This window comes from Idiomarina solivarensis (assembly GCF_033052755.1).
GTDB lineage: Bacteria > Pseudomonadota > Gammaproteobacteria > Enterobacterales > Alteromonadaceae > Idiomarina.
Genome location: NZ_JAVFHZ010000003.1, coordinates 86,811 through 109,313 on the forward strand (window position 1 = coordinate 86,811; position 22,503 = coordinate 109,313).

General features: G+C 49.9%; 20 protein-coding genes and 1 other RNA gene. 16 read left to right on the forward strand and 5 right to left on the reverse strand.

The genetic code is table 11. The features are described 5' to 3' along the window. Positions 1 to 9: 9 nt before the first annotated feature. From dolP to RBK99_RS06340, 4 genes are read right to left on the reverse strand one after another with little or no spacing between them, the layout of a single operon-like run. A complete protein-coding gene (gene dolP, locus RBK99_RS06325; protein WP_317503793.1) occupies positions 10 to 588 on the reverse strand; it encodes a division/outer membrane stress-associated lipid-binding lipoprotein in 579 nt (192 codons plus the stop codon). Between the two features lie 2 nt (positions 589 to 590). Beyond that, positions 591 to 1,133, reverse strand: coding sequence for an SIS domain-containing protein (locus RBK99_RS06330; RefSeq protein WP_317503794.1), 543 nt, complete (start codon positions 1,131 to 1,133; stop codon positions 591 to 593). Positions 1,134 to 1,135: 2 nt separating this feature from the next. After that, positions 1,136 to 1,486, reverse strand: coding sequence for a YraN family protein (locus RBK99_RS06335; protein WP_317503795.1), 351 nt, complete (start codon positions 1,484 to 1,486; stop codon positions 1,136 to 1,138). Next, on the reverse strand, positions 1,464 to 3,359 hold the full coding sequence (locus RBK99_RS06340; protein ID WP_317503796.1) for a penicillin-binding protein activator: 1,896 nt from the start codon (positions 3,357 to 3,359) through the stop codon (positions 1,464 to 1,466). Before RBK99_RS06340 ends, RBK99_RS06335 begins: the two co-directional genes overlap by 23 nt. A 75-nt stretch (positions 3,360 to 3,434) precedes the next feature. Between RBK99_RS06340 and rsmI the strand changes: the two genes are divergently transcribed. Together rsmI and rnpB are read left to right on the forward strand one after the other, a co-directional pair. After that, positions 3,435 to 4,289, forward strand: coding sequence for a 16S rRNA (cytidine(1402)-2'-O)-methyltransferase (gene rsmI / locus RBK99_RS06345; protein ID WP_317503987.1), 855 nt, complete (start codon positions 3,435 to 3,437; stop codon positions 4,287 to 4,289). Between the two features lie 46 nt (positions 4,290 to 4,335). Continuing rightward, positions 4,336 to 4,685, forward strand: an RNA gene (rnpB, locus tag RBK99_RS06350) — RNase P RNA component class A. Between the two features lie 12 nt (positions 4,686 to 4,697). Here rnpB and RBK99_RS06355 read toward each other — a convergent pair. Beyond that, positions 4,698 to 6,833, reverse strand: a complete 2,136-nt coding sequence (locus RBK99_RS06355) for a putative bifunctional diguanylate cyclase/phosphodiesterase (RefSeq protein WP_317503797.1) — start codon at positions 6,831 to 6,833, stop codon at positions 4,698 to 4,700. 222 nt (positions 6,834 to 7,055) lie between these two features. On the opposite strand from RBK99_RS06355, the gene mraZ reads away from it, so the two are divergent. Genes mraZ through ftsA form a run of 14 tightly spaced genes read left to right on the forward strand, consistent with a single transcriptional unit; the run spans position 7,056 to position 22,501 of the window. Continuing rightward, positions 7,056 to 7,514, forward strand: a complete 459-nt coding sequence (gene mraZ / locus RBK99_RS06360) for a division/cell wall cluster transcriptional repressor MraZ (RefSeq protein WP_054489855.1) — start codon at positions 7,056 to 7,058, stop codon at positions 7,512 to 7,514. Further along, positions 7,514 to 8,461 (forward strand): 16S rRNA (cytosine(1402)-N(4))-methyltransferase RsmH, encoded by a 948-nt coding sequence (gene rsmH, locus RBK99_RS06365; RefSeq protein WP_317503798.1) that lies wholly within the window; start codon positions 7,514 to 7,516, stop codon positions 8,459 to 8,461. The genes mraZ and rsmH overlap by 1 nt, the downstream gene beginning before the upstream one ends. After that, positions 8,454 to 8,771 (forward strand): cell division protein FtsL, encoded by a 318-nt coding sequence (gene ftsL / locus RBK99_RS06370; protein ID WP_317503799.1) that lies wholly within the window; start codon positions 8,454 to 8,456, stop codon positions 8,769 to 8,771. The genes rsmH and ftsL overlap by 8 nt, the downstream gene beginning before the upstream one ends. Further along, positions 8,762 to 10,495: a peptidoglycan D,D-transpeptidase FtsI family protein gene (locus tag RBK99_RS06375; RefSeq protein ID WP_317503800.1), complete on the forward strand. Its 1,734-nt coding sequence runs from the start codon at positions 8,762 to 8,764 to the stop codon at positions 10,493 to 10,495. The genes ftsL and RBK99_RS06375 overlap by 10 nt, the downstream gene beginning before the upstream one ends. Then, a complete protein-coding gene (gene murE / locus RBK99_RS06380) occupies positions 10,492 to 11,958 on the forward strand; it encodes a UDP-N-acetylmuramoyl-L-alanyl-D-glutamate--2,6-diaminopimelate ligase (RefSeq protein ID WP_317503801.1) in 1,467 nt (488 codons plus the stop codon). Before RBK99_RS06375 ends, murE begins: the two co-directional genes overlap by 4 nt. Next, positions 11,955 to 13,358 (forward strand): UDP-N-acetylmuramoyl-tripeptide--D-alanyl-D-alanine ligase, encoded by a 1,404-nt coding sequence (locus RBK99_RS06385; protein WP_317503802.1) that lies wholly within the window; start codon positions 11,955 to 11,957, stop codon positions 13,356 to 13,358. Before murE ends, RBK99_RS06385 begins: the two co-directional genes overlap by 4 nt. Next, positions 13,352 to 14,434: a phospho-N-acetylmuramoyl-pentapeptide-transferase gene (gene mraY, locus RBK99_RS06390; protein ID WP_317503803.1), complete on the forward strand. Its 1,083-nt coding sequence runs from the start codon at positions 13,352 to 13,354 to the stop codon at positions 14,432 to 14,434. The genes RBK99_RS06385 and mraY overlap by 7 nt, the downstream gene beginning before the upstream one ends. A 14-nt stretch (positions 14,435 to 14,448) precedes the next feature. Further along, entirely contained in the window at positions 14,449 to 15,840 is a 1,392-nt protein-coding gene (murD, locus tag RBK99_RS06395) for a UDP-N-acetylmuramoyl-L-alanine--D-glutamate ligase (RefSeq protein WP_317503804.1), read from the forward strand. Continuing rightward, positions 15,824 to 17,053, forward strand: a complete 1,230-nt coding sequence (gene ftsW, locus RBK99_RS06400; protein WP_317503805.1) for a cell division protein FtsW — start codon at positions 15,824 to 15,826, stop codon at positions 17,051 to 17,053. The genes murD and ftsW overlap by 17 nt, the downstream gene beginning before the upstream one ends. Then, positions 17,050 to 18,138, forward strand: a complete 1,089-nt coding sequence (murG, locus tag RBK99_RS06405) for an undecaprenyldiphospho-muramoylpentapeptide beta-N-acetylglucosaminyltransferase (RefSeq protein WP_317503806.1) — start codon at positions 17,050 to 17,052, stop codon at positions 18,136 to 18,138. The genes ftsW and murG overlap by 4 nt, the downstream gene beginning before the upstream one ends. Beyond that, a complete protein-coding gene (gene murC, locus RBK99_RS06410) occupies positions 18,131 to 19,594 on the forward strand; it encodes a UDP-N-acetylmuramate--L-alanine ligase (RefSeq protein WP_317503807.1) in 1,464 nt (487 codons plus the stop codon). The genes murG and murC overlap by 8 nt, the downstream gene beginning before the upstream one ends. Then, the gene (locus RBK99_RS06415; RefSeq protein ID WP_317503808.1) at positions 19,584 to 20,513 is read left to right on the forward strand and encodes a D-alanine--D-alanine ligase; all 930 of its coding nucleotides are present in this window, start codon (positions 19,584 to 19,586) and stop codon (positions 20,511 to 20,513) included. Before murC ends, RBK99_RS06415 begins: the two co-directional genes overlap by 11 nt. Continuing rightward, entirely contained in the window at positions 20,513 to 21,262 is a 750-nt protein-coding gene (locus tag RBK99_RS06420) for a cell division protein FtsQ/DivIB (RefSeq protein ID WP_317503809.1), read from the forward strand. The genes RBK99_RS06415 and RBK99_RS06420 overlap by 1 nt, the downstream gene beginning before the upstream one ends. Before the next feature lie 6 nt (positions 21,263 to 21,268). Next, on the forward strand, positions 21,269 to 22,501 hold the full coding sequence (gene ftsA / locus RBK99_RS06425) for a cell division protein FtsA (RefSeq protein ID WP_317503810.1): 1,233 nt from the start codon (positions 21,269 to 21,271) through the stop codon (positions 22,499 to 22,501). Positions 22,502 to 22,503: the final 2 nt, after the last annotated feature.

Consider the following 22,503-nt stretch of genomic DNA (forward strand, 5'->3'; position numbering starts at 1 on the left):
AAGAAAGCACTAACGTTCAATCGTTAGTGCTTTAATGACCCGCTCGACACCATCAACATTTCTTGCTACTTCAACAGCGGCTTCGGCTTCTGATGGGCTTACTTGTCCCAATAAAAATACTTCGGCATTCTCAGTAACCACTTTAATATCCGTTGCATCAATCGTTTTGGTATTGGCAAACTTCAACTTTATCTTACTGGTTATCCAGCTGTCGCCCGCTCTCACGGCAGCGGACGCTTTAGAACCTATCCGTAATTGGTTAAAGATATTACTAATGCCGTTGGTATCTTCAATGAGATTCTCGGCCCTTCTCTTAAGGCTTTCGTTCGGGACCTGACCTACTAACAAAACGTTAGTACCATAGCTGATCGCTACGACTCGGCTGTCGTCGAGCTGCTCATCACTGCCCAGTTTTGCATTGGCTTTTAACTCAATGGTCTGATCGTCGACCTGGGTACCTATGGTACGAGGGTCAGTGACAGAGGAAATTCCTACTGCGGCAGCACCCACCGCCACCACGGCACAACCTTGCAGGCTTAACAATGTGATAAAAATGACGGGTAGGGCGGCTTTCGATAGAGTCATCATTCTCAGTGCTCCTGGGGAAAAATGGTATTTTCTATTTGTTCACATAAGCTATGCGCAATAAAAAGTTGAGTTTCGAGTATACGAGCTGGATTCAAACTGGGAACCCTTAATTCAATGTCATTGGTGCCAAGCAGCCCCGAAACCGAATCATTTCCTTCTCCTGTTAACGCAATAATGAGCATGTCGCGACTAATTGCGGTTTCCATAACGGAGGCAAGTTCATCGTTTTCGCTATTATCCGCAATGACCAGTAGAATATCACTTGCCTTGCCTAAAGCGGCCAGCTGCTTTTGTTTGCCAGAGCTTAATGAGAGAACAGGAAAGGGAGGGCGTTCCAATTTCATGCCCTCGGTCATAAGATTGGCAAAGTGTTGAGCAATGACATTGGTTGTCCGATCACCACAGCAAAATACGCGTTGGCCATTCAATAAGTTGGTCACTAACAGATCGACCGTTGTCGCCATTTCATCTGTGAGGCTTTCAACGGCAGAAATCTGTGTTTGTATGCTTTCCGTAAAAAGCGCTTTAATTAACTCGTCATTCATAGTCAGAATGCGTCCTTAAACCATTCAATACTCTTCGGTTGACCCACTATAGCGATAACGTCAAACCTTATAGCCGTGGTATGTTCGTCGATGTGATTACTCAGTAAATAGTGCCGCGCGGTGTGCCTGACTCGGCGGCATTGTTGCGGCTTTAACTGCTCAACGACCTTAGCGAAACTCTCATGGTGCCGATATTTAACCTCGCAAAATACCCAATGGACACCATCTCGAGCAATGATATCAATTTCTCCGCCGTCAATTCGGTAATTTTTGCAAATAATTGTAAGGCTGTTTTCTTTGAGAAACTCTGCTGCAATCTTTTCTGCGTTCTTACCCGTTACCACTTCCTGCATCGGCTTGTTCCTTCGATAAGGTGACATTTTCCTTACTAAAGGTAGCCCAGATAAGTTGCCTTTGGACTGCATTATTATCCAGGTGCAAATCTCCGCTTGGCCCTGACCAAGTCAGCCCGGGCATGCGTTGCATCATTTTGAGACGCCGCATTAATGAAATGCTGTCGTAGCCCATGGCGGTTAACCGGGCAAGTGATAAGTCCCAACCATTGCGGAGCTCAAGCCATTGTTGTAAAAGCTGCCTTTTTTCCTCGTTTTTAATGAGCCATGGAATATCAGAGAAGATAATACCGTTGAGATCCGGGTCACCTAAACGGTTTTGCAGTTCGTGGCTCGCGGAACTTGCGTAAACCTGTATAGGCTCCGCAAAAGGGGAAACGCTGACATCAATAAAAGGCTTTAACAGACGAGTTTGTTGTAGGTTTCCCGGCAGGTACACTGAGGCGATATCGCGACGACTGCGTTCTTGTGCGTCCACGATTATTTTTCCAGCTGCGATTTTGACTGCCCGGATACGCTTTTGGCTGTCTGTCAGTTCCAGTGCGCTTTCTACCGTACTCTGCATATCACTGCGCTCAGAAAAGTAAGAAACCACGGGTTTTTTCTCGTTGTTGTCATCCCAACTCGATTTAAACGCCTCAACCATACGATGTCCGCTGGAGTGGTCTGCCGCAATGATCAGTGTATTTTTTTTATCCGAATAAATTTGACTCATATGGCGAGCCGCCTGTTCTGCTTCCGCTTCAGGGCTTAAAGCAAAAAAGATGCTCGTCGGCAAATTGACCTCTATGTTTGAGTCAATTTGATTGAGGTAAACTTGTGGAATCGTTGCTAATGGCTGTTTGACCCAGGCTGTGACGTTTTCTTTTAATAAGGGACCAACAATGGCGACTGGATTCAGCGTCTCAATTTGCTTTTGGTGTGCCGCTATGTCGTTTGCTGCGGTGTCAATAAAGACAACTCGTAACTGGTTGACTTCAGCGACTCTTGCAATAACACCATCTCGCACAGCTTTACCTTGTTGTTGGTAGCGGCCCGATAGTGGCAGTAGTACTGCGACAGTAGGTTGATGTGCCGTTGTTGACGTATCCTGCGGCTGAGTTTCTGACGTTGTCTCTGCTGCGGTACTAGGCTCCTGCCATTGGTTAACCAACGGCAGGGCGTCATGATTGGCAAAGCTTTTTTGCCATTGAACCAGATAGTCCGGCAGTTTTTCTGGTTGCGCCATTGCCTGGTGGTGGTAGTCGATCAATCGCCACCATCCGGCCAGGGTTATATTACTTGGCCTTTCATCGGGCAGTTGCGAGGGTGTCACACGGCTGGCGATGGACCAGATTGTATCCGCATTGGCTTGCTCACTATAGTGTTGAGCATCTACCTGCCAGACTAATGCTTGCCAGTAGTTTTGTTGTTGATAGGCTGAGCGTGATAGCAATTGTAAAGCCAACGAGCGAAACTCTCGTTGATTAAACTGGGTAGGCACGCCGATGAGCTCATCCTGAACGGCTGACCACTGTTCTCTTTCCGCAGCCCAGCGTGCTCTTGCCAGATGGTAGTATTTTTGGCTGTAATGAGTGATCTTTTGTGGACTCAGCTGGGATAAAATAGCCGCTGCTTTTTGCCATTGCTGCTGATTCTGAAACGCGTTCGCTGCTCGGACCAAAGCGGAATGTTGCGCGACTTCGTTAGGTGCCTGACGGGCTTCCTCTAACCAGTTTTCGGCCGATTTATCTTCTGTAATGCTGAGTCTTTTATCGGTAACGTCTACGGTTTCCTTTTCTGCAGGCGAAGGACGCTTAGGTGACGATGTACACTGTGTGAGTGTCATAAGTGCCAGCACGGCTAAAAGTACAAAAGAATGAGTTCTAAACACTGTAAGGTTCCGCTTTGGTGCCTGTTCGGTGATACTATAAACGGCATTGGCGTTGGAAACAAACTGAGACTGATTATGACTGAGCAGGGTATCCTTTATATTGTACCGACACCTATTGGTAACTTGGACGATATTACGGAGCGGGCGATAAAAACGTTGTCTGAGGTGGCGGCTATTGCCGCTGAAGATACGCGGCATACACGTAAGTTAATGCAACACTACGGAATACAGAACGAGGTGTTCGCGCTGCATGAGCACAACGAAATTCACCGTGCGGATGCCGTTATCGAACGCCTCCAGCAGGGAGATTCTCTGGCGTTGGTTAGCGATGCCGGTACGCCGCTAATCAATGATCCGGGTTATGTCATTGTGCATCGCTGTCGAGAGCAGGGCTTGAAAGTTATTGCATTGCCTGGAGCCTGTGCGGTAACCGTCGCTTTATCTGCTGCCGGCTTACCAACCGACCGCTTTGCTTTTGAAGGCTTTTTACCGTCTAAACCGCAGCAACGGCGAGCTAAACTGGAAGCGTTAAAGACTGAACAGCGAACAATTGTGGTTTATGAGAGTCCGCACCGAATTTTGCACGCTTTAGCGGATATGGACACGGTATTAGGTAACGAAAGACAAGTGGTGCTTGCGCGCGAACTGACCAAACAGTTTGAAACCTATTTACGGGGTAGTGCGGCCGAGTTATTACAGATATTAACCGATGACACGAACCAACAGCGCGGTGAAATGGTGCTGCTGATAGCACCCCTGCAGCCTGACACGGAAGCAAGTGAAGGCCCGGGCGAGTCGGCTAAGCGCACGCTGCTGCTGCTATTAGAAGAGTTACCGTTAAAGAAAGCTGCCGCTATGACAGCAAAAATCCATGATGAACGAAAAAATCTCTTATACCAATGGGCGCTCGAGAATCGAGACAATGAGTGAAACAAAGATTGAGTTAACGCCCGGCGCAGCGTAGAATCCCCCGCGGAGAGCTGGCCAGACAATCGCCGCCTGTTTACAGGGGGAGGAAAGTCCGGGCTCCATAGGGCAGGGTGCCAGGTAACGCCTGGGCGGTGTAAGCCGACGACCAGTGCAACAGAGAGTAAACCGCCGATGGCTGCTTGCAGCACAGGTAAGGGTGAAAGGGTGCGGTAAGAGCGCACCGCGCAACTGGTAACAGCTTGTGGCACGGTAAACTCCACCCGGAGCAAGGTCAAATAGGGGTTCTTTGGCGCGGCCCGCGTTGAACCCGGGTAGACTGCTTGAGGGTCAGGGCAACCTGATCACTAGATGAATGATTGTCCACGACAGAACCCGGCTTATCGGCCGGCTCTCCACCTTTTTCCTGCATTAAAATTGCCATTTCCTCAGGAATTCAAGCAACTGCTTCAGTGGCAGAGGCTCACTAATAAAATAGCCCTGCGCAAAGTCACATTGTTGCTGCTGCAGAAGCTCCCACTGCTGTCTGGTTTCGACACCCTCGGCAATGACATCAATATCGAGCGCTCTGGCGACCCGTAGCAGCGCATCCAGCAAGGCCACCTGGATACGATCATCGGGCGCCTGATTTAAAAAGCTGCGGTCTATTTTTAAATAGTCGACGGGGTATCGTTGCAGGTAATTGATACTGGAATAACCGGTCCCGAAATCGTCAATGGCCAGTTGCACTCCCTGTGAACGTAAATAATGCAGAATTTGTAATTGTCGCTGTTTATTGCTCATCAACAGTGACTCGGTAATTTCGAAAGTGATGCAGTCAGCTGGAATACCATACTGACTAATACAGGATAGCCACTGCTTCGCTGTTCCCATGTCGTTGAGCTCTCGCTCTGACCGATTAATGGAGATTTCGATGGGGTAGCCTGACTTGTGCACAATTGCCCAGTCCACGCAGACCTGCTCTAAGACAAACTGGCCCAGTTCGTGGATAAGCCCGGTACGCTCTGCAATTGGAATAAACTCTGCTGGTGGAATTTGGTTGCCGCTATTGTCTGCCCAGCGAAGCAACGCTTCACACTTACTAATTTTACCGGTACTAAAGTCGACTATCGGCTGATAGACGAGAGAGAACTCCTGGTGTTTCAAACCTTCGCGCATACGGTTATGAATTGAGTTCTGCCGTTCGTTCTTTTGTCTCAATTCATCGTTGAAAAAATAATGTGTACGTCGTCCTGCGGTTTTTGCAGCGTACATGGCAAGGTCAGCGTTTTTCAGTAGCTCCGCTCCTTGTAAGCCATCGTCCGGGTACAAAGCAATACCGATGCTGCAAGTGGTCTGTATCTGGTTCTGCCGTAAACTAAAAGGCTCGCTCAGCTGCCGGTTAATTTGGGTGGCTATGTCATTGATTACCTGATGTGAAGTGAAACGGTTAATGACAACGACAAACTCATCACCGCCAATGCGGGCAATAAAATCAGTGCCGCGTAGTTGACTTCGCAAACGCTCGGCGACAGAAACTAACAGTTCGTCTCCAGCATCGTGGCCAAGGCTGTCGTTCACTTCTTTAAAGTGGTCAAGGTCAATAAACAAAATAGCAAAATGCTGTTCCCGACCCTTTTGAGTCAATTGACTAAGATAGTCGATAAAAGCGTGTCGATTAGGCAAGTCGGTAGTCGAATCAAAATGGGCTTGGTGGTCAATCGTTGTCAGAGCGGCACGCAAGCGAATTTGAGTCAGCACTAAATTATACATGAAGGCCGTCATTAAAAATGAAAGTAATAAGCCCGCAATTACAATAATCCAATACGTTGTCCCACGCTCTGCCCAACCGTTATTAATAGGCGCCAACGCCAGCACCCATTGACCCGTAGAGACATCTATTTCAATTGCGACGTAGTCTTTATCCCAAAGTGAGGGGTCACCAAAATCGAATAGGTTGGAACCGTTCCCATCTTTTTTCTTTAAGGCAAACAGGTAATCATCCACTTCGTCTAAGCCGCTACTTACCAGCAAATCATTAATATCAATAACAACCGCGATAACGCCCCACAACTTGTTTTCAATAAACACCGGAGCACGCGCAATTAAAGCCCAGCCGCCTTGAATCAATTCTACTGGACCATCAATGACAATGCTTTTTCGCTTAATCGCTTCCTGAACGCTTTTGAACTGGACGGGAGAAGTTCGGTAATCAAAACCAAGTGCACGTTGATTCGGAGCTAAAGGGTACACGAACTCAATAACCAGGTCGGGGGCTAAGGCAACGTGACGAACAGGCAGGTCGCCGGCAATAAGCTCCTGCATAAGTAATCGATAACGCTCTGCTGAGATATCTGGCGAAAGCTTAATTTCGGCTTGCAGCGCACGAGCAGTCGCTAACGAGGAATTAATTTGTCCTTCAAGTGCGGCGCGCAGTTTCCCTAAACGCTCGGTAGCGACTCGTTTACGTGATTCCACCACCTGCGAATGCTGATTTTCTGCAAACCAGATAACGCCTGTTACGAGAATACAAAAGCTTACAAAAATAACGAATAAGTAGCGTTTCATTAAGTGTCGCTGCCTGTCGGGACTGGAATCAGTATCGCACAAAAATAATACAGTCCCTAGTAGAAAGATATTTTGCGCGTAGCATCAACCGCTTAATGTAAATTTCCCGTCAAGACCCGACAAATAGCGTGTTTTTTCTTGACAGTGGGAAAGAGAGACACCTAGACTGTAACATTGTGGGGATTTGTGGATAATAGTGGATCGCAATGATCAGGTGGGATCATGTTCCGAGGTGCAACAACATTAAGTCTGGATAGCAAAGGACGTTTGGCCATACCAGCCAAGTACCGTCATGCGCTGTCATTAGACTGTGAAGGCAAGATGGTCTGCACGATTGATATTAAGCAACCGTGCTTGTTGCTGTACCCGCTTCCCGAGTGGCAAATCATCGAACAAAAGCTGACTCGATTATCCAGTATGAATCCCGCAGAACGTCGCCTACAGCGGCTTCTGCTAGGCCATGCCGACGACTGTGAAATGGATAAAAACGGTCGTCTGTTACTGTCAGCGCCTCTGAGACAACACGCCAGTTTAGAGAAAAAACTGATGCTTGTCGGGCAGCTGAATAAATTTGAAGTTTGGGATGAAGACGCCTGGCATGAACAAGTGGCGCAAGATATGGATGTTGAACGCGAAGGTGACTTTACACTCAACGAACGACTAGAAGACTTTTCACTATAATGATAACAACGTCACCGCAACACGTTTCGGTGCTACTGGAAGAGTCGATACAAGCATTAGCGACTGATCCTGAAGGCACGTATATTGACGCCACATTTGGTCGTGGTGGACATACACGTGCACTTCTCAGCCAATTAGGCGAGAACGCCCGGGTTATTGCTCTGGATCAAGATCCTGAGGCCATTGCTGCGGCTAAATCCTTCGAAGACGATCCCCGTTTCCAGATTATCCACACGCCTTTCTCAAACCTGCAACAGGTACTCGATGAACTGCAATTAAACCAGCAAGTGACGGGCATATTATTTGACCTTGGCGTGTCCTCCCCACAATTGGACGACGCTGAGCGTGGCTTTAGCTTTATGCGTGACGGTCCGTTGGATATGCGAATGGATACCAGTAGCGGAGAAACCGCTGCAGAGTGGCTTAATCGCGCGGAGAAAGACGACATTAGCTGGGTGTTGAAAGAATACGGCGAAGAGCGCTTCGCCCGTCGTATTGCCAGCGCTATTGTTATGGATCGTGAGAAAAAGCCTTTTACCCGCACCAAACAACTGGCTGAAATGATTGCCCGTGTGAGTCCGGTAAAAGAGAAGCATAAGCACCCGGCAACACGGACTTTTCAGGCTATCCGCATTCATATCAACCGTGAGCTTGAACAAATTGAGCAAGCGTTAGAATCATCTCTGGCGGGCTTGAAAGAACACGGACGGCTGGTGGTTATCAGTTTCCATAGTCTGGAAGACCGTTTGGTGAAACGCTTCATCCGCAAGCACAGCGAAGGTAAGCAATTACCACCAGGCCTGCCGGTAACAGAAGCTGAACGAAATAAAGACAAAGCGTTAGAAAAGGTTGGCAAAGCGATTAAACCTTCGAAAGCGGAAGTGCAGATGAATCCACGCTCGCGCAGCTCCGTGTTGCGCATTGCCAGGAGGATTCGCAATGACTAATCAGCGCTATCCAAATCTGACCACAATGTTACTGCAGGATTTGCTGCGGCATAAGTGGGTGGTTTTGTTGAGTGTGGTTGTCATTGTCAATGCACTCAGCATTGTTTACATCTCTCATTTGAATCGAAAGTTAACAGCAGAACGCGATGACATGCTCTCGTACCGTGACAAGCTCGACAGAGAGTGGCGACATTTGGTGATTGAGCAAAATGCACTGACGGAACACAGTAGAGTGGAGCGTATTGCGCAAGAGCAGTTAGGTATGCGTGACGTTAAGTCTGAGCAGGAGGTACTTGTCTCATGGCCGTAACGCGTCGCAATAAAAAAGCGGAATTGGTCGGCACGCGCTGGCGCTTTTACACTGCGGTATTTTTACTGTTCGGTGTGTTCTCGGTATTAATTGCGCGCGCTGCCTACATTCAGGTTATCAGTCCAGACGCATTCTCGTTGCAGGGCGACATGCGTAGCCTGAGGGCGTCAAGTGTTGAGGTGCAACGAGGCACCATTGTCGATCGCAATGGTCGCGAACTGGCCGTCAGTGTGCCTGTCGAGACGGTTTGGGCCGATCCCAAACGAATTGCTGATAAAAAGGCGTTAGCCGATAAGCGCCGCTGGCAGGCGTTGGCTGAGACTTTTCGGATGAACCGAGATGAACTGGTCGACAAAGTCGATGACCCTTCGCAACGCTTTGTTTATTTGCAAAGAAAAGTGACGCCATCGGAAGCCGATTATGTACGGCAGCTGAATATCCCGGGCGTTTATTTAAAGACAGAATCGCGTCGTTACTATCCAACAGGGGAAATCAGTGCGCACTTAGTCGGCCTTACCAATATTGACGGCGCCGGACAAGAAGGTCTGGAGTTACTATACGACGAACATTTGACCGGGAAACCGGGGAAACGAGTTTACCGCAAGGACGCGGAAGGGCGGGTTGTTGAGGAAGTTAGCCAGACCGATGCACAACAACCAAAACAGCTAACACTGAGTATCGACCAACGTATTCAGGCAACTGCTTACACCGAACTGAAAAAAGCCGTGCGCTACAATCAGGCAACTTCAGGATCGGCGGTAGTGCTCGATGTCGAGACCGGTGAGGTGCTGGCGATGGTTAACAGCCCGTCCTATAACCCTAACAATCGTGCGGATCTGCAATCCTTCAGAATGCGGAACCGCGCGATTACTGACAGTTATGAACCTGGCTCCACAGTGAAGCCCCTGGTGATTTTAAGCGCACTAGAAAATGGCCGTCACAAAGCCGGTGATACCATTAATACCAGCCCTGGTTGGCTACGAATTGGCGGTCGTCGAGTGAGTGACCCGCGTAATTACGGTGAATTAACGCTAACCGAAGTATTGAAACACTCGTCTAATGTCGGTGTGACCAAGGTAGCGCTCGATTTGGGCGTTGATTCTTTATTGCAAACATACGCAGACGCAGGGTTTGGCAGTGATACCGGGGTTGCTTTACTGGGAGAGAGCATCGGCTTATTGAGTGGCAGACGGAGGTGGTCTGAGTTTGAAACCGCGACGCTGGCTTATGGTTACGGTTTGGCGGTAACGACCCTCCAGTTGGCCAACGCTTATAGTATTATCGCCAATGGTGGCAAGAAACGGCCGTTGACTATTTTCCGACAAGAGTCGCCGTTGCCCGCAGAACAGATTTTTAATCCTGACAATACGCGCGCTGTTCTGCACATGATGGAACAGGTGGTGCGTGATGGGACCGCCACGGAGGCGCAAGTGCCGGGTTACCGAATTGCGGGTAAAACCGGAACCACCCGTAAAACCAAAGCAACCGGCGGGTACGGTGATGAGTATGTCGCTTTGTTTGCTGGCATTGCGCCAGTTAGCGACCCCAGAGTTGTGGTGGTAGTGACCATTAACGAGCCGGGAACCGACGATTACTATGGTGGCACAGCGGCGGCTCCGGTCTTCTCTAATATTGTTTCTCAAACCATGCGCTTGTTGAACGTACCGCCAGATAACCTGGAAGATACCCAGGTTCATGCGGCTGGCTTTGGGGGTGACAAATGAAAAAGTTAGCTGAGTTGCTGACCATGTTACCTGCATCGTTCACAGTTCCGGACGTGACCGTAAGCGGCATCAAGCTCGACAGTCGACAAGTTGCCAGCGGTGATGTCTTTGTCGCTATTCCAGGTTATGAAACTGACGGGCGTGCGTATATTGATGCGGCCATCGACTCGGGTGCCGTGGCTATTATCGCAGAAGCGCCGGGATTAGCTGTAGAGCATCGCCGTGGTACCGTCGTAGTTGGTTTCAGTGGTGTACGCGAGCATTTGTCACAGATAGCAGGAACCTTTTTTGGTCACCCCTCAGAAAAAATGAAATTGGTTGGCGTAACCGGCACCAACGGCAAAACTTCGGTGACCCATATCATGGCGCAATTGGCGAAAACGCTGGGCATGGAAGCGGCTGTTATTGGTACAACGGGCAGTGGCCTTATCGGGCGTTTACTGCCAGAACGCCACACCACACCCGATGCGGTAACGGTACAGCAACGGCTGGCAACATTATTGGCTGAAGGCGCTGAGCTGGTTGCCATGGAGGTGTCGTCGCACGCCTTGATACAGCGCCGGGTCGAAGCCCTGCATTTTGCGGCTGCCGCCATTACGAATATGAGCCGGGATCATCTCGATTACCACGGTACGATGGAGAATTATGTTGCCGCAAAACAGCGTTTATTCGCTGATTTTGGTGTGACCAACCGGGTCGTTAATGCGGATGATGATCTGCTTACGCAGTGGCAAAATGACGATTTAGCTGACGTATGGGTCAGTCTTAATGACAGCCCGCTTGAACCCTGCCTGCATGCGACCGGACTGGCGTTTCACGAACAAGGGTCCGTATTTCAACTGAACTGGCAAGGTCAATCGTGCACGGTTGAAACACCGTTGCTGGGACGCTTTAACGTCTACAACTTACTGTGTGCGGCCGCGGTGTTATTACAGTTGAATAAACCGCTCGCCGCAATTGGTCAGGCGTGCAAAAGCTTGCAGCCAGTTCCCGGTCGAATGGAAGCCTTCCATAACGCTAAATCACCACTAGTGGTTGTTGATTATGCACATACGCCAGATGCTTTGCACCAGGTGCTCAGCGCGTTGCGGCTGCATTGCAAAGGTCGTTTATGGTGCGTATTTGGTTGTGGTGGCGATAGAGATCGGGGGAAACGTCCACAAATGGGCAAAGTGGCGGCAGATTATGCCGATGTCGTCGTCGTCACAGACGACAATCCGAGAACGGAGCCAGCGGAACAAATTATTGAAGATATCCTGACCGGAATTGCTGATAAAGGACGCGCTAAAGTGTGGCCTGGTCGCCGGGACGCGGTTATTCGGGCAATGCAGGAAGCCGGGCCTGATGATGTCGTACTACTGGCTGGCAAGGGGCATGAAGACTACCAAGTGATTGGTACCCAGCGTATTGATTACAACGAACGAGCAGTCGTGAGTGAATGGCTGCAAGGAGACTGCGCATGATCTCAGTATCACTGAAGTGGATTGCGGAGCAGGTGGAAGGCCGCCTGATTGGCTCTGATTGTACAATTGATACCGTATCGACAGATACTCGCGCTGACCTGAACGACGCACTGTTTGTTGCGCTAAAAGGAAAGAATTTTGACGCCCACGATTTTGTCGAACAAGCGGTCGCAAAAGGCGCTGCTGCCGTGATCTGTGAAAAGCAGCAAGCGGTCAACTGTCGCCAAATTATTGTTGAAAGCAGTCGTCATGCACTCGGCCTTTTAGGGGCGGCAGTTAAAGCTAAGGTAGCGCCCAAAACCATCGCAGTCACTGGCAGCAATGGGAAAACCACCGTAAAAGAAATGCTTGCGGCTATTCTATCGATTCGCCATCCAGTATTAGCAACTCAGGGTAACTTTAATAACGACATTGGCGTGCCATTAACGCTGTTGCGGTTAACCGCCGAGCACAAATACGCGGTAGTGGAGCTGGGCGCAAATCACCCGGGCGAAATTGCTTATACCACCGGTTTAGTTAAACCGGACGTCGCTATTCTGAATAACGTGAGTGCGGCGCATGTGGAAGGGTTCGGAAGTTTGCATGGGGTGGCTCGTGCAAAAACCGAGATTTTCCGTGGAGTGGGCAGCCAGGGAACGGCTGTTACCCCCAGAGATTCTGAGTTTTACCCATGCTGGCAGCGTGCCTGTACAGAGATGAACTGGAAAACCTTCGGCCTGAATGACAGTGCTGACGTTTACGCAACTGATGTAGAGCTTAATAGCGAAGGGCAACCCTCGTTTACGCTGCATTTAGGCGACAAAACCAAGCGAGTCAGTTTGAAGTTAAGCGGTCGTCATAATGTGCTTAATGCGCTTTCTTCCGCGGCGGCGGCTAGCCAGTTAGAGGTGCCGCTGGACGACATTGCGGCGGGCCTGGAACAAGTGGAGCCGGCACAAGGACGACTGACAACCATAAAAGTAAGTGATCACTTACGAATCATTGATGACACTTACAACGCCAGCGTTGCGTCAACGAAAGCGGCTCTGGATCTGCTCGGCAGCTATCCTGGGTACCGCATATTTGTACTGGGCGATATGGGTGAGCTCGGTGCCGATGCACGCGCTTATCACGAGGACATTGGTGAGCATGCCATTGGTACGGGCATCGATAATTTATACAGCTTGGGCGTACTTAGCCAAAGTGCCAGCGAGGTCTTTAATGGTCATGGTGGCAAACACTTTGGCAGCTTACAGTCGCTGGTCGACTCCATTTTACAAAGACTTACAGAACAGACTGGTAAGCAACCTGTCACAGTGCTGGTTAAAGGCTCACGTTCCGCGCACATGGAGCGTGTTGTTGCAGCAATACAGCAGGCTGTCGCGGTAAGCGACAGGGTAGAGGACAAGTACGCATGTTAGTTTGGTTGGCAGAGTACCTAACCCAGTTTGAGAGCGCGTTTAACGTGTTTTCTTACTTAACTCTCAGAGCAATACTCAGTGTGCTGACCGCACTGGTTTTGTCGCTGTGGTTAGGACCTACGTTAATTCGCCGTTTGCAACGTTTACAAATTGGGCAAACGGTGCGGGACGATGGTCCGCAAACGCATTTAAGTAAAACCGGTACGCCTACTATGGGTGGCGTTTTAATTCTGGCAACGGTACTGGGCTCATCGTTACTTTGGGCGAACCTGGAAAACCGTTACGTCTGGGTGGTGCTATTAGTCATTACGGGCTTTGGTATTGTGGGCTTTGTGGACGACTACCGGAAAGTGATACGTAAAGACCCGAAAGGACTTATTGCTAAGTGGAAATACTTCTGGCAGTCGGTTATTGCCAGTGTGGCTGCGGTTTACCTTTACTGGAGCAGCACACAGGGCGCTGAAACCGCGCTGATAGTGCCTTTCTTTAAAGACGTAATGCCACAACTGGGTCTGCTTTATCTGCTGCTGGCGTACTTTGTCATTGTGGGAACCAGCAATGCGGTTAATTTAACTGATGGTCTCGACGGTCTGGCAATTATGCCGACTATCATGGTCGCAGCGGCCCTGGGGATTTTCGCTTATGTCTCGGGTAACGTAAATTTTGCTGAGTATCTGCAAATTCCTTATCTACCCTTAACGGCCGAGTTACTGGTGGTTTGTACTGCTATTGTCGGCGCAGGGCTTGGTTTTCTGTGGTTTAACACTTATCCGGCGCTTGTCTTCATGGGTGATGTTGGTTCATTAGCACTGGGTGCAGCATTGGGCGTTATTGCGGTACTGGTGCGACAAGAGCTGGTGTTGTTCATTATGGGGGGCGTATTTGTGATGGAAACCGCGTCTGTGATGCTGCAAGTAGGCTCCTATAAATTACGCGGCAAACGTGTTTTTCGTATGGCTCCCATTCATCACCATTACGAGCTGAAAGGCTGGCCAGAACCACGAGTGATTGTGCGCTTCTGGATATTGTCACTAATTTTTGTACTGATAGGACTCGCAACGCTTAAGTTGCGTTAGTAGCGTTAAAAAAGATGAGTAAAATAGCCTGGCATAACATGAAGCATATTATTGTCCTCGGTCTTGGAAAGACCGGGGTCTCTGTGCTGCGCTATTTACACGATAAAAAGCAGCAGGGTAAAACCTTAGCAAATGCGCGCATACAAGTGTTTGATTCCCGCATCGATCCTCCGGGCCTGGCAGAAGCAAAACAGATGCTGGGGGATGACGAGTTCCTGAACCGTCGCTGGGAAATAGAAGATACACTGGCTGCTGACATAATCATTGCCAGCCCGGGTATCGATTTAAGAGAAGAACCTATTGTTTTGGCGCGAGACGCGGGAATTCCGGTGGTTGGCGATGTTGAACTCTTCGCGCAAGAGTCGAGCTTGCCGGCGGTTGCGGTAACAGGCTCAAATGGAAAATCCACAGTGACCCGAATGGTTGAATTTATTGCGGCCCAATGTGGTAAAAATGTGGCGGCTGCCGGCAATATTGGTCTACCCGTTTTAGAGTTACTGCAACCCGGCGAGCAGCCCGACGCGGTCATGTTGGAGCTGTCTAGTTTCCAGCTTGAATCCATTAACAGTCTGAAATTAGAAGCAGCGGCACTAATGAACATTAGTGCTGATCACATGGATCGTTATGGCAGTCTCGAAGACTATATCAAGGCCAAACAACGAATTTTTGCCAATGCGAAAACGTGGGTTTTGTACCGTCAGCAGCAGGATACCTGGCCGCATCCGGTGACCGGAAAGCTGATGACTTTTGGTAATGACTCTCACCCCAAGCATTTTGGCTTACTCTCGGGCAATGTTGATCGTTCCAGTGGACCGGTGGCAATTACCTTCCGCGGGAACGTGGTGTTAAGAGCCGATCAATTGCAGTTGCAGGGAATTCATAACTTAGTCAACGTGCAGGCGGCATTGGCACTGTGTCAGGCTATTGGCCTTCCCATTGAGCAAGCGGTTAACGCAGTAAAAGAATTTAAAGGGTTACCTCATCGGTGCGAGTTAGTGAGCAATAACGGTGGAGTACTTTGGGTTAACGACTCAAAAGCAACTAATATCGGCGCAACGGCGGCGGCCGTCGAAGGTCTCCGCCCTACCGTCAATGGCCGGCTACTGCTCATTGCCGGGGGAGAGGGCAAAGGCGCCGACTTCAGGGAGTTGCAGTCGACTCTCGAGTGTGTCGATATTTTATTAACAATAGGTGAGGATGGTTCTCGCATAGGTAAGTTATTTAACGGTTCGCGCCAGGTGAAAAGTCTGCAACAGGCCGTCGAACTAGCCTCATCTCTTGTACAAGCTGGCGACATGGTGCTGTTGTCACCGGCGTGTGCCAGCTTCGACCAGTTTAAGAACTTTGAGCATCGCGGCGATAGCTTTCGTCAGGCAGTGGAGGCGCTTTATGTCGACAGTGCGTGAAGAGCAGCTAAATCTGGAGATGCCGGCGGCTGAGAATAGCCGTCCATGGCATAAACTGCTTGAATGGTTTCAACCTAAAACTCGTCAACCATTGTACGATCGACTGCTGTTTACCATCGCTATGTCTTTACTGGCATTTGGCTTTGTGATGGTTACCTCAGCATCGTTACCAACAGCTGAACGACTGACCGGGAATCCGTTCTATTTTGCGATTCGCCACGGCGTGTACATTGTCATTAGCGTTGCGGTGATGTTGGCAACCTTACGCGTGCCCAGTGATACCTGGAACAAGCACAGTGGCAAACTATTATTGCTTGGTTTGTTGATGCTGCTGTCGGTTCTTGTCATTGGTTATGAAGTGAATGGCTCACAACGCTGGATTAAAGTGGGTCCCATTACTTTCCAGGCTGCCGAAGTGGCTAAGCTGTTTTTTTGCATCTACATGGCCAGTTACTTATCTCGCCGCGAAGACGAGGTGCGTGAAGCGACGAAAGGCTTTATAAAACCTCTGGCGTTGTTGTTTATAGCGGCTGTGCTTTTGTTGATGCAGCCTGATTTCGGAACGGTTGTGGTCTTGTCGGCGACAACGGTTGCTATGTTGTTTTTAGCGGGCGCAAAGCTATGGCAGTTTTTCGCCGTATTTATTACCTGTGTACTGGCGCTAATTTTACTGATTATTGTTGAACCTTACCGTATGCAGCGGTTGTTGACCTTTTTAGAACCGGAGAAGGATCCATTTGGCGCGGGCTACCAATTAATGCAGTCGCTGATAGCCTTTGGTCAGGGTCAATTTAGTGGCGTGGGTTTAGGAAACAGTATTCAAAAATTGCAGTATCTGCCAGAGGCGCATACCGACTTCATCATGGCGGTTGTTGCCGAAGAGTTAGGTTTTCTCGGCGTACTCGCCGTTATTGTCATGGTACTGATGTTAGTATGGCGAGCGCTGATTATTGGTCGCCGTTGTTTAATGATGGAACAACGTTATGGCGGCTACCTTGCGTACGGTATTGGCATCTGGTTTAGTATTCAGGCCTTTGTCAATATTGGCGTGGCGTCCGGGGCTCTACCGACTAAAGGGTTAACCCTGCCTCTGGTGAGTTATGGCGGGAATAGCCTGATCGTTTCTGCATTGTCCATCGGCTTGTTGTTGCGTATTGATCATGAGCGCCGTATGAGTGGCCGTAAAGTGGCGCCACGCGGAGGTGCCGAATGAACCGCATACTCATCGCCGCCGCGGGCACCGGAGGTCACATTTTCCCTGCGCTGGCAGTGGCAGAACAAATGCGCGATTCCGGCTGGCAAGTTGACTGGCTGGGTACTCAGGAAGGTCGTTTAGAGAGCCGGGTGATTCCGCCTGCTGGTTTTCCTCTGCACAGTATTAGTATGACCGGCGTTCGCGGGCATGGGCTCAAACGTAAATTATTGATGCCCTTGACGTTAGCAAAAGCAGTTTGGCAGTGCCGACGCTTACTCAAAGCGCTGAATCCGCAGGTGGTTGCAACCTTTGGGGGCTATGTCTGCGCCCCTATGGGCTTAGCGGCTAAGTTAAGCGGTGTTCCCTTAGTGGTGCATGAACAAAATGCCATACCCGGTATGACAACCAGGTTGTTAGCCCCCAGAGCGAATAAAGTGTTTCTCGGCCTGCCGGTCGCATTGCCACAATGGCAACAGTACGCGGTGGTGGGTAACCCCTTGCGGCGGGAGGTGCTGAAACACACTTCGGTGCAAAAAGACAATTCCAGCATGACCGGTGAACTCAATCTGTTGGTGATTGGCGGAAGTCTGGGGGCGCAGGTGTTGAACGAAGCGGTGCCTGAAGCCGTCGAAGCATTAGAAGGAATCGAGCTCAATGTCGTACACCAGTGTGGTGTTGGCCGTGAATCGACTACAAAGCAGGCTTATCAGAGCGCTGCGGTGCTTAAAACTCTCACGGTATCGGAGTTTATTGAAGATATGGGTGAGGCTTTTAATCGGGCCGATCTCGTTATTTGCCGGGCTGGCGCCTTAACTATTTCCGAACTGGCAGTAATGGGGGTTGCATCCATTCTTGTGCCTCTACCGCATGCGGTGGACGACCATCAGACTGCGAATGCAAAAGTATTGGAAAGCCGGGGAGCTGCGGTTCTATTGCCGCAAACTGAATTAATGAAAGGTGCATTGAAACAACAGTTAAATCGTTTATTGCATGACAGACAACAACTGTGGACAATGGCGCGTTTTGCTGACCAGTGTGCAATGCCAGAGGCAACGCAACGACTGGTCAATGAATGTATGGAATTTAAACAGGGCGATGACTAGCATGACCGCAACCAGCGCACAGCCATTTACTATTGTGAACGTCCCGGAAATGCGTCGGGTACAGCGAATACATTTCGTTGGTATCGGCGGTGCCGGTATGGCGGGTATTGCTGAAGTGTTGTTGAATCAGGGCTATCAGATCTCAGGTTCTGACATCGCCGAAAACACAAACACTGAACGTTTGCGCGGTTTAGGTGCAACCATCGTACTGGGTCATGCGGCAGACAACATTGAAGGCGCTAGTGTAGTGGTTGTCTCCAGTGCCATTAAAACTGATAACGCTGAGTTAGTGGCCGCCCACGAATTACGGGTGCCGGTAGTGCGTCGTGCCGAGATGCTGGCAGAGCTAATGCGTTTTCGTCATGGCATCGCAGTTGCGGGAACGCATGGTAAAACCACCACCACGTCTCTTGTGGCTAGTATTTTTGCCGAAGCCGGGCGTGACCCCACTTTTGTTATTGGTGGCTTATTAAATAGCGCTGGCTCTAATGCCCGCCTGGGTAACAGTAAGTATCTTATCGCCGAAGCGGATGAGAGCGACGCGTCGTTCCTGCATTTGCAGCCGATGGTGGCGATAGTGACAAATATTGAAGCCGACCATATGGACACCTACGAAGGTGACTTTAACAAGTTGTTGGACACCTACGTGGAGTTTCTGCACAACCTGCCATTTTATGGTTTAGCCGTTATGTGTGTGGACGATCCGGTCGTTGCTGACTTAATACCGAAGCTGGGACGCCAGGCAATCACTTATGGCTTTAACGAAGAGGCCGATATTCGGGCGATGAACTATCAGCAAACCGCCAGCGAAAGCTGTTTTACGATTTTACGTCAAGGCCTTAAACCGCTAGATGTCTGTCTGAACTTACCCGGCAAGCACAATGTGCTGAATGCGTTGGCTGCAGTAGCGGTAGCCACCGATGAAGGTATCGACGACGAGGCGATTCAATCAGCATTAAACAAGTTTGAAGGCATTGGTCGCCGTTTTCAGCATTATGGGAACTTTGCTTTACCCAATAACAAAGAGCCTGGTGAAGTCATGCTGGTTGACGACTATGGCCACCACCCGTCTGAAGTCGCTGCGACTATTCAGGCTGCTCGTGAAGGCTGGCCTGAGCGCCGCTTGGTTATGGCGTTCCAGCCTCACCGTTATTCGCGGACACGAGACTTGTATGAGGATTTCGTTAATGTGTTGTCGCAGGTTGATGTGTTGCTCATGCTGGAAGTCTACGGTGCCGGCGAAGCGCCGGTAAGTGGTGCCGATAGCCGCTCTTTGTGTCGCTCTATCAGGCTGCGCGGACAAATTGACCCTATTTACGTTGCAACGGTCGATGACATGCCTGAGGTTCTGGAGTCGGTGTTGGCCCCAGGCGATTTATTGTTGACTCAGGGGGCAGGGAACATTGGAGCGATGGCGAAACACATTGCAACGGAGGTGTTAAGCCATGAACGCTAACGCCTTTGGTAAGGTAGCAGTCATGCTGGGCGGTACATCAGCCGAACGCGATGTTTCGTTAAAATCAGGAATGGCTGTGCTGAAGGGCCTGGTCGCAAAAGGTATTGATGCACACGCATTTGACCCTGCAGCTCACAGTTTGCAGGAGCTTGTGGATGACGGTTTTGAACGTGTGTTCATTGCGTTGCACGGGCGTGGTGGAGAAGACGGCAGTATGCAGGGCGCGCTGCAAATACTCGAAATGCCTTACACCGGCAGTGGTGTTCTGGGTTGTGCTTTGGGTATGGATAAAGTGCGCTGCAAACAAATTTGGCATTCTTTGGGGTTACCAACAGCAAATTGGCGAGTGGTCACCCAGGCGGATATAGAACAATTAAATGCCGAGTCATTATTACTTGAGCTTGGCGGGCGGGTCATTGTAAAACCGGCCCGGGAAGGCTCATCTATTGGTATGAGCAGTGCTGATAGCGGACCACGGCTGGCGGCGGCGTTACGACATGCTGCGCAGTTTGATGATGACATTTTAGTTGAGCAGTGGATTGAAGGTGCTGAGTACACCATTGGTTTACTGGAAGGAACTGCTTTGCCGGTTATTCGTCTGCAGACACCGCATGAGTTTTATGACTTTGAGGCAAAGTATCAGGCAAATGATACGCAGTATCACTGCCCCGCTGGGTTAAGCGATGAAGATGAGGTCTCGCTGAGAAAGCTCGCAGAACGTGCTTTTTCGGCAATAGGCGCAAGCGACTGGGGACGCATTGATGTGATGCGTAACAAGGAAGGTGATTGGTTTTTACTTGAAGCCAACACGGTTCCCGGAATGACTGAAAAGAGTTTGGTACCGATGGCAGCTAAGGCGGCCGGGTTAAGTTTTAATGACTTGGTGGAGCGCATTTTAGCGCAAACACTGGAGCGCTGATGATGGTCGCTGAACAGCGCCTGCGCTCCGTTAATTTTTGGTCAGGTGTTGCCGTGTTATTCCTGACCATTGTCGGCGTACTGGTTGGCATTTATCAGTTAAATCAAGTGCTGACAGACGAGCGACAGGTGCCGTTAGCAAAATTAAGTGTACAAGGAGAGTTGCAGTACACGAGTAGTGAAGCGGTCAGGCAAGCGTTAACGACAGAGCCTATGGGCAGCTTTTTTACGGCGAATGTTAACGAGTTAAGGCGTCGGGTAGAACAGTTACCCTGGGTGCAAAAAGTATCCATTCGCAAGGTCTGGCCGAATAAATTATCGGTCTACGTAACAGAGCACCAGCCGGTGGCTATTTGGAACGGAGACCGCCTGATAAACCAGCATAGTCAGGTGTTTCGGGCGAATTTAGAGCAAGTGGACGCGGTATTACCGCAACTCTTTGGTCCGGAAGACGCAGTGGGAGAAACCTGGAGCGAATTTAGCCGGGTTCAGCAGATGTTGGAAGTGAATGGTTTTCAGGTGCGGGCTCTGCGCTTAACAGAGCGTTTTGCGGTTAATATCGTTCTGGAAAAAGGGATAGAAATAAAGTTGGGGCGCGAAGCAACACTGGAAAGAATAAAACGTTTTATCGATCTGTTCCCTGTTATTCAGGAGCATGAAAAAAGTAAAAACAACGAAATCGATACTGTGGATTTACGATATGACACCGGGGCTGCAGTGGCCTGGCGTAAAGCAAAAAGTGAGAGTTAGACCGTTATGTCGAAAACATCGGAACGCAATATGGTTGTAGGTCTGGATATAGGCACCAGTAAAGTCACAGCGCTGATTGGCGAACTATTGCCGGACAATGAGATCAGCGTTGTTGGCGTTGGTACGGCAACCTCGCGGGGTATGGACAAGGGTGGAGTGAACGACCTGAACTTGGTCGTGCAGTCGGTTCAGCGCGCTGTGGACGAGGCTGAGCTGATGGCGGACTGTCGTGTCGCCTCGGTTTATCTGAACATTTCAGGGCGTCATATCTCCTGCCAGAACGAGAGTGGCATGGTGCCGATTAACGAAGCCGAAGTGACACAGGACGACGTTGACAGTGTGATTCACGCCGCACAGTCAGTGCCTATCGCGAAAGAGCGTCGTATTTTGCACGTACTGCCACAGGAATATGTGATTGATTCGCAAGAGAGCATCCGTAGCCCAATCGGCATGTCAGGTGTTCGCATGGAGTCGAAAGTGCACATTATTACCTGTGCCAACGACATGGCAAAAAACATCATTAAAGCGGTAGAACGCTGTGGCCTGTCAGTCGATAAACTGATTTTTTCAGCCTTGGCGTCAAGCATCTCGGTACTGACCGACGACGAAAAAGATTTAGGGGTCGCGCTGGTCGATTTAGGCGGTGGGACCATTGATATTTGTATCTACGCGGGCGGTGTCTTGCGCCATACTGCGGTGATTCCCGCTGCGGGAAATCAGGTCACGAGCGATATCGCTAAGATATTTCGCACGCCGACCAACCATGCGGAAGAAATTAAAACCAAGCATGCCTGTGCGTTACGACAAATGGTCAGCATGGAGGACACTATCGAAGTGCCTTCGGTTGGTGGTCGTCCTTCACGGGTCATGTCGCGGCATACGCTGGCAGAAGTCGTAGAGCCGCGGTATCAGGAATTGTTTGAGCTGGTCAGGGATGAAATCCAGCAAAGTGGTTTAGATGAACAGATTGCAGCCGGGGTCGTTATCACCGGCGGCAGCGCCAAAATGGAAGGCTGCGTTGATTTTGCCGAAGAAATTTTTCAAATGCCGGTTCGTATCGGCGTTCCTTTGGGCATGAAAGGCCTGCGGGATTACGTCGAAGATCCGGTTTATGCCACAGCGGTGGGACTGTTACGGTATGGGCAGGAAGATGCCGCTGTGTCACAAAAAGAAAGCTCTAAAACTGACGTGATCGGACTCTGGCAAAAAGTGCAGAGTTGGTTCAAAGGTGAGTTTTAACT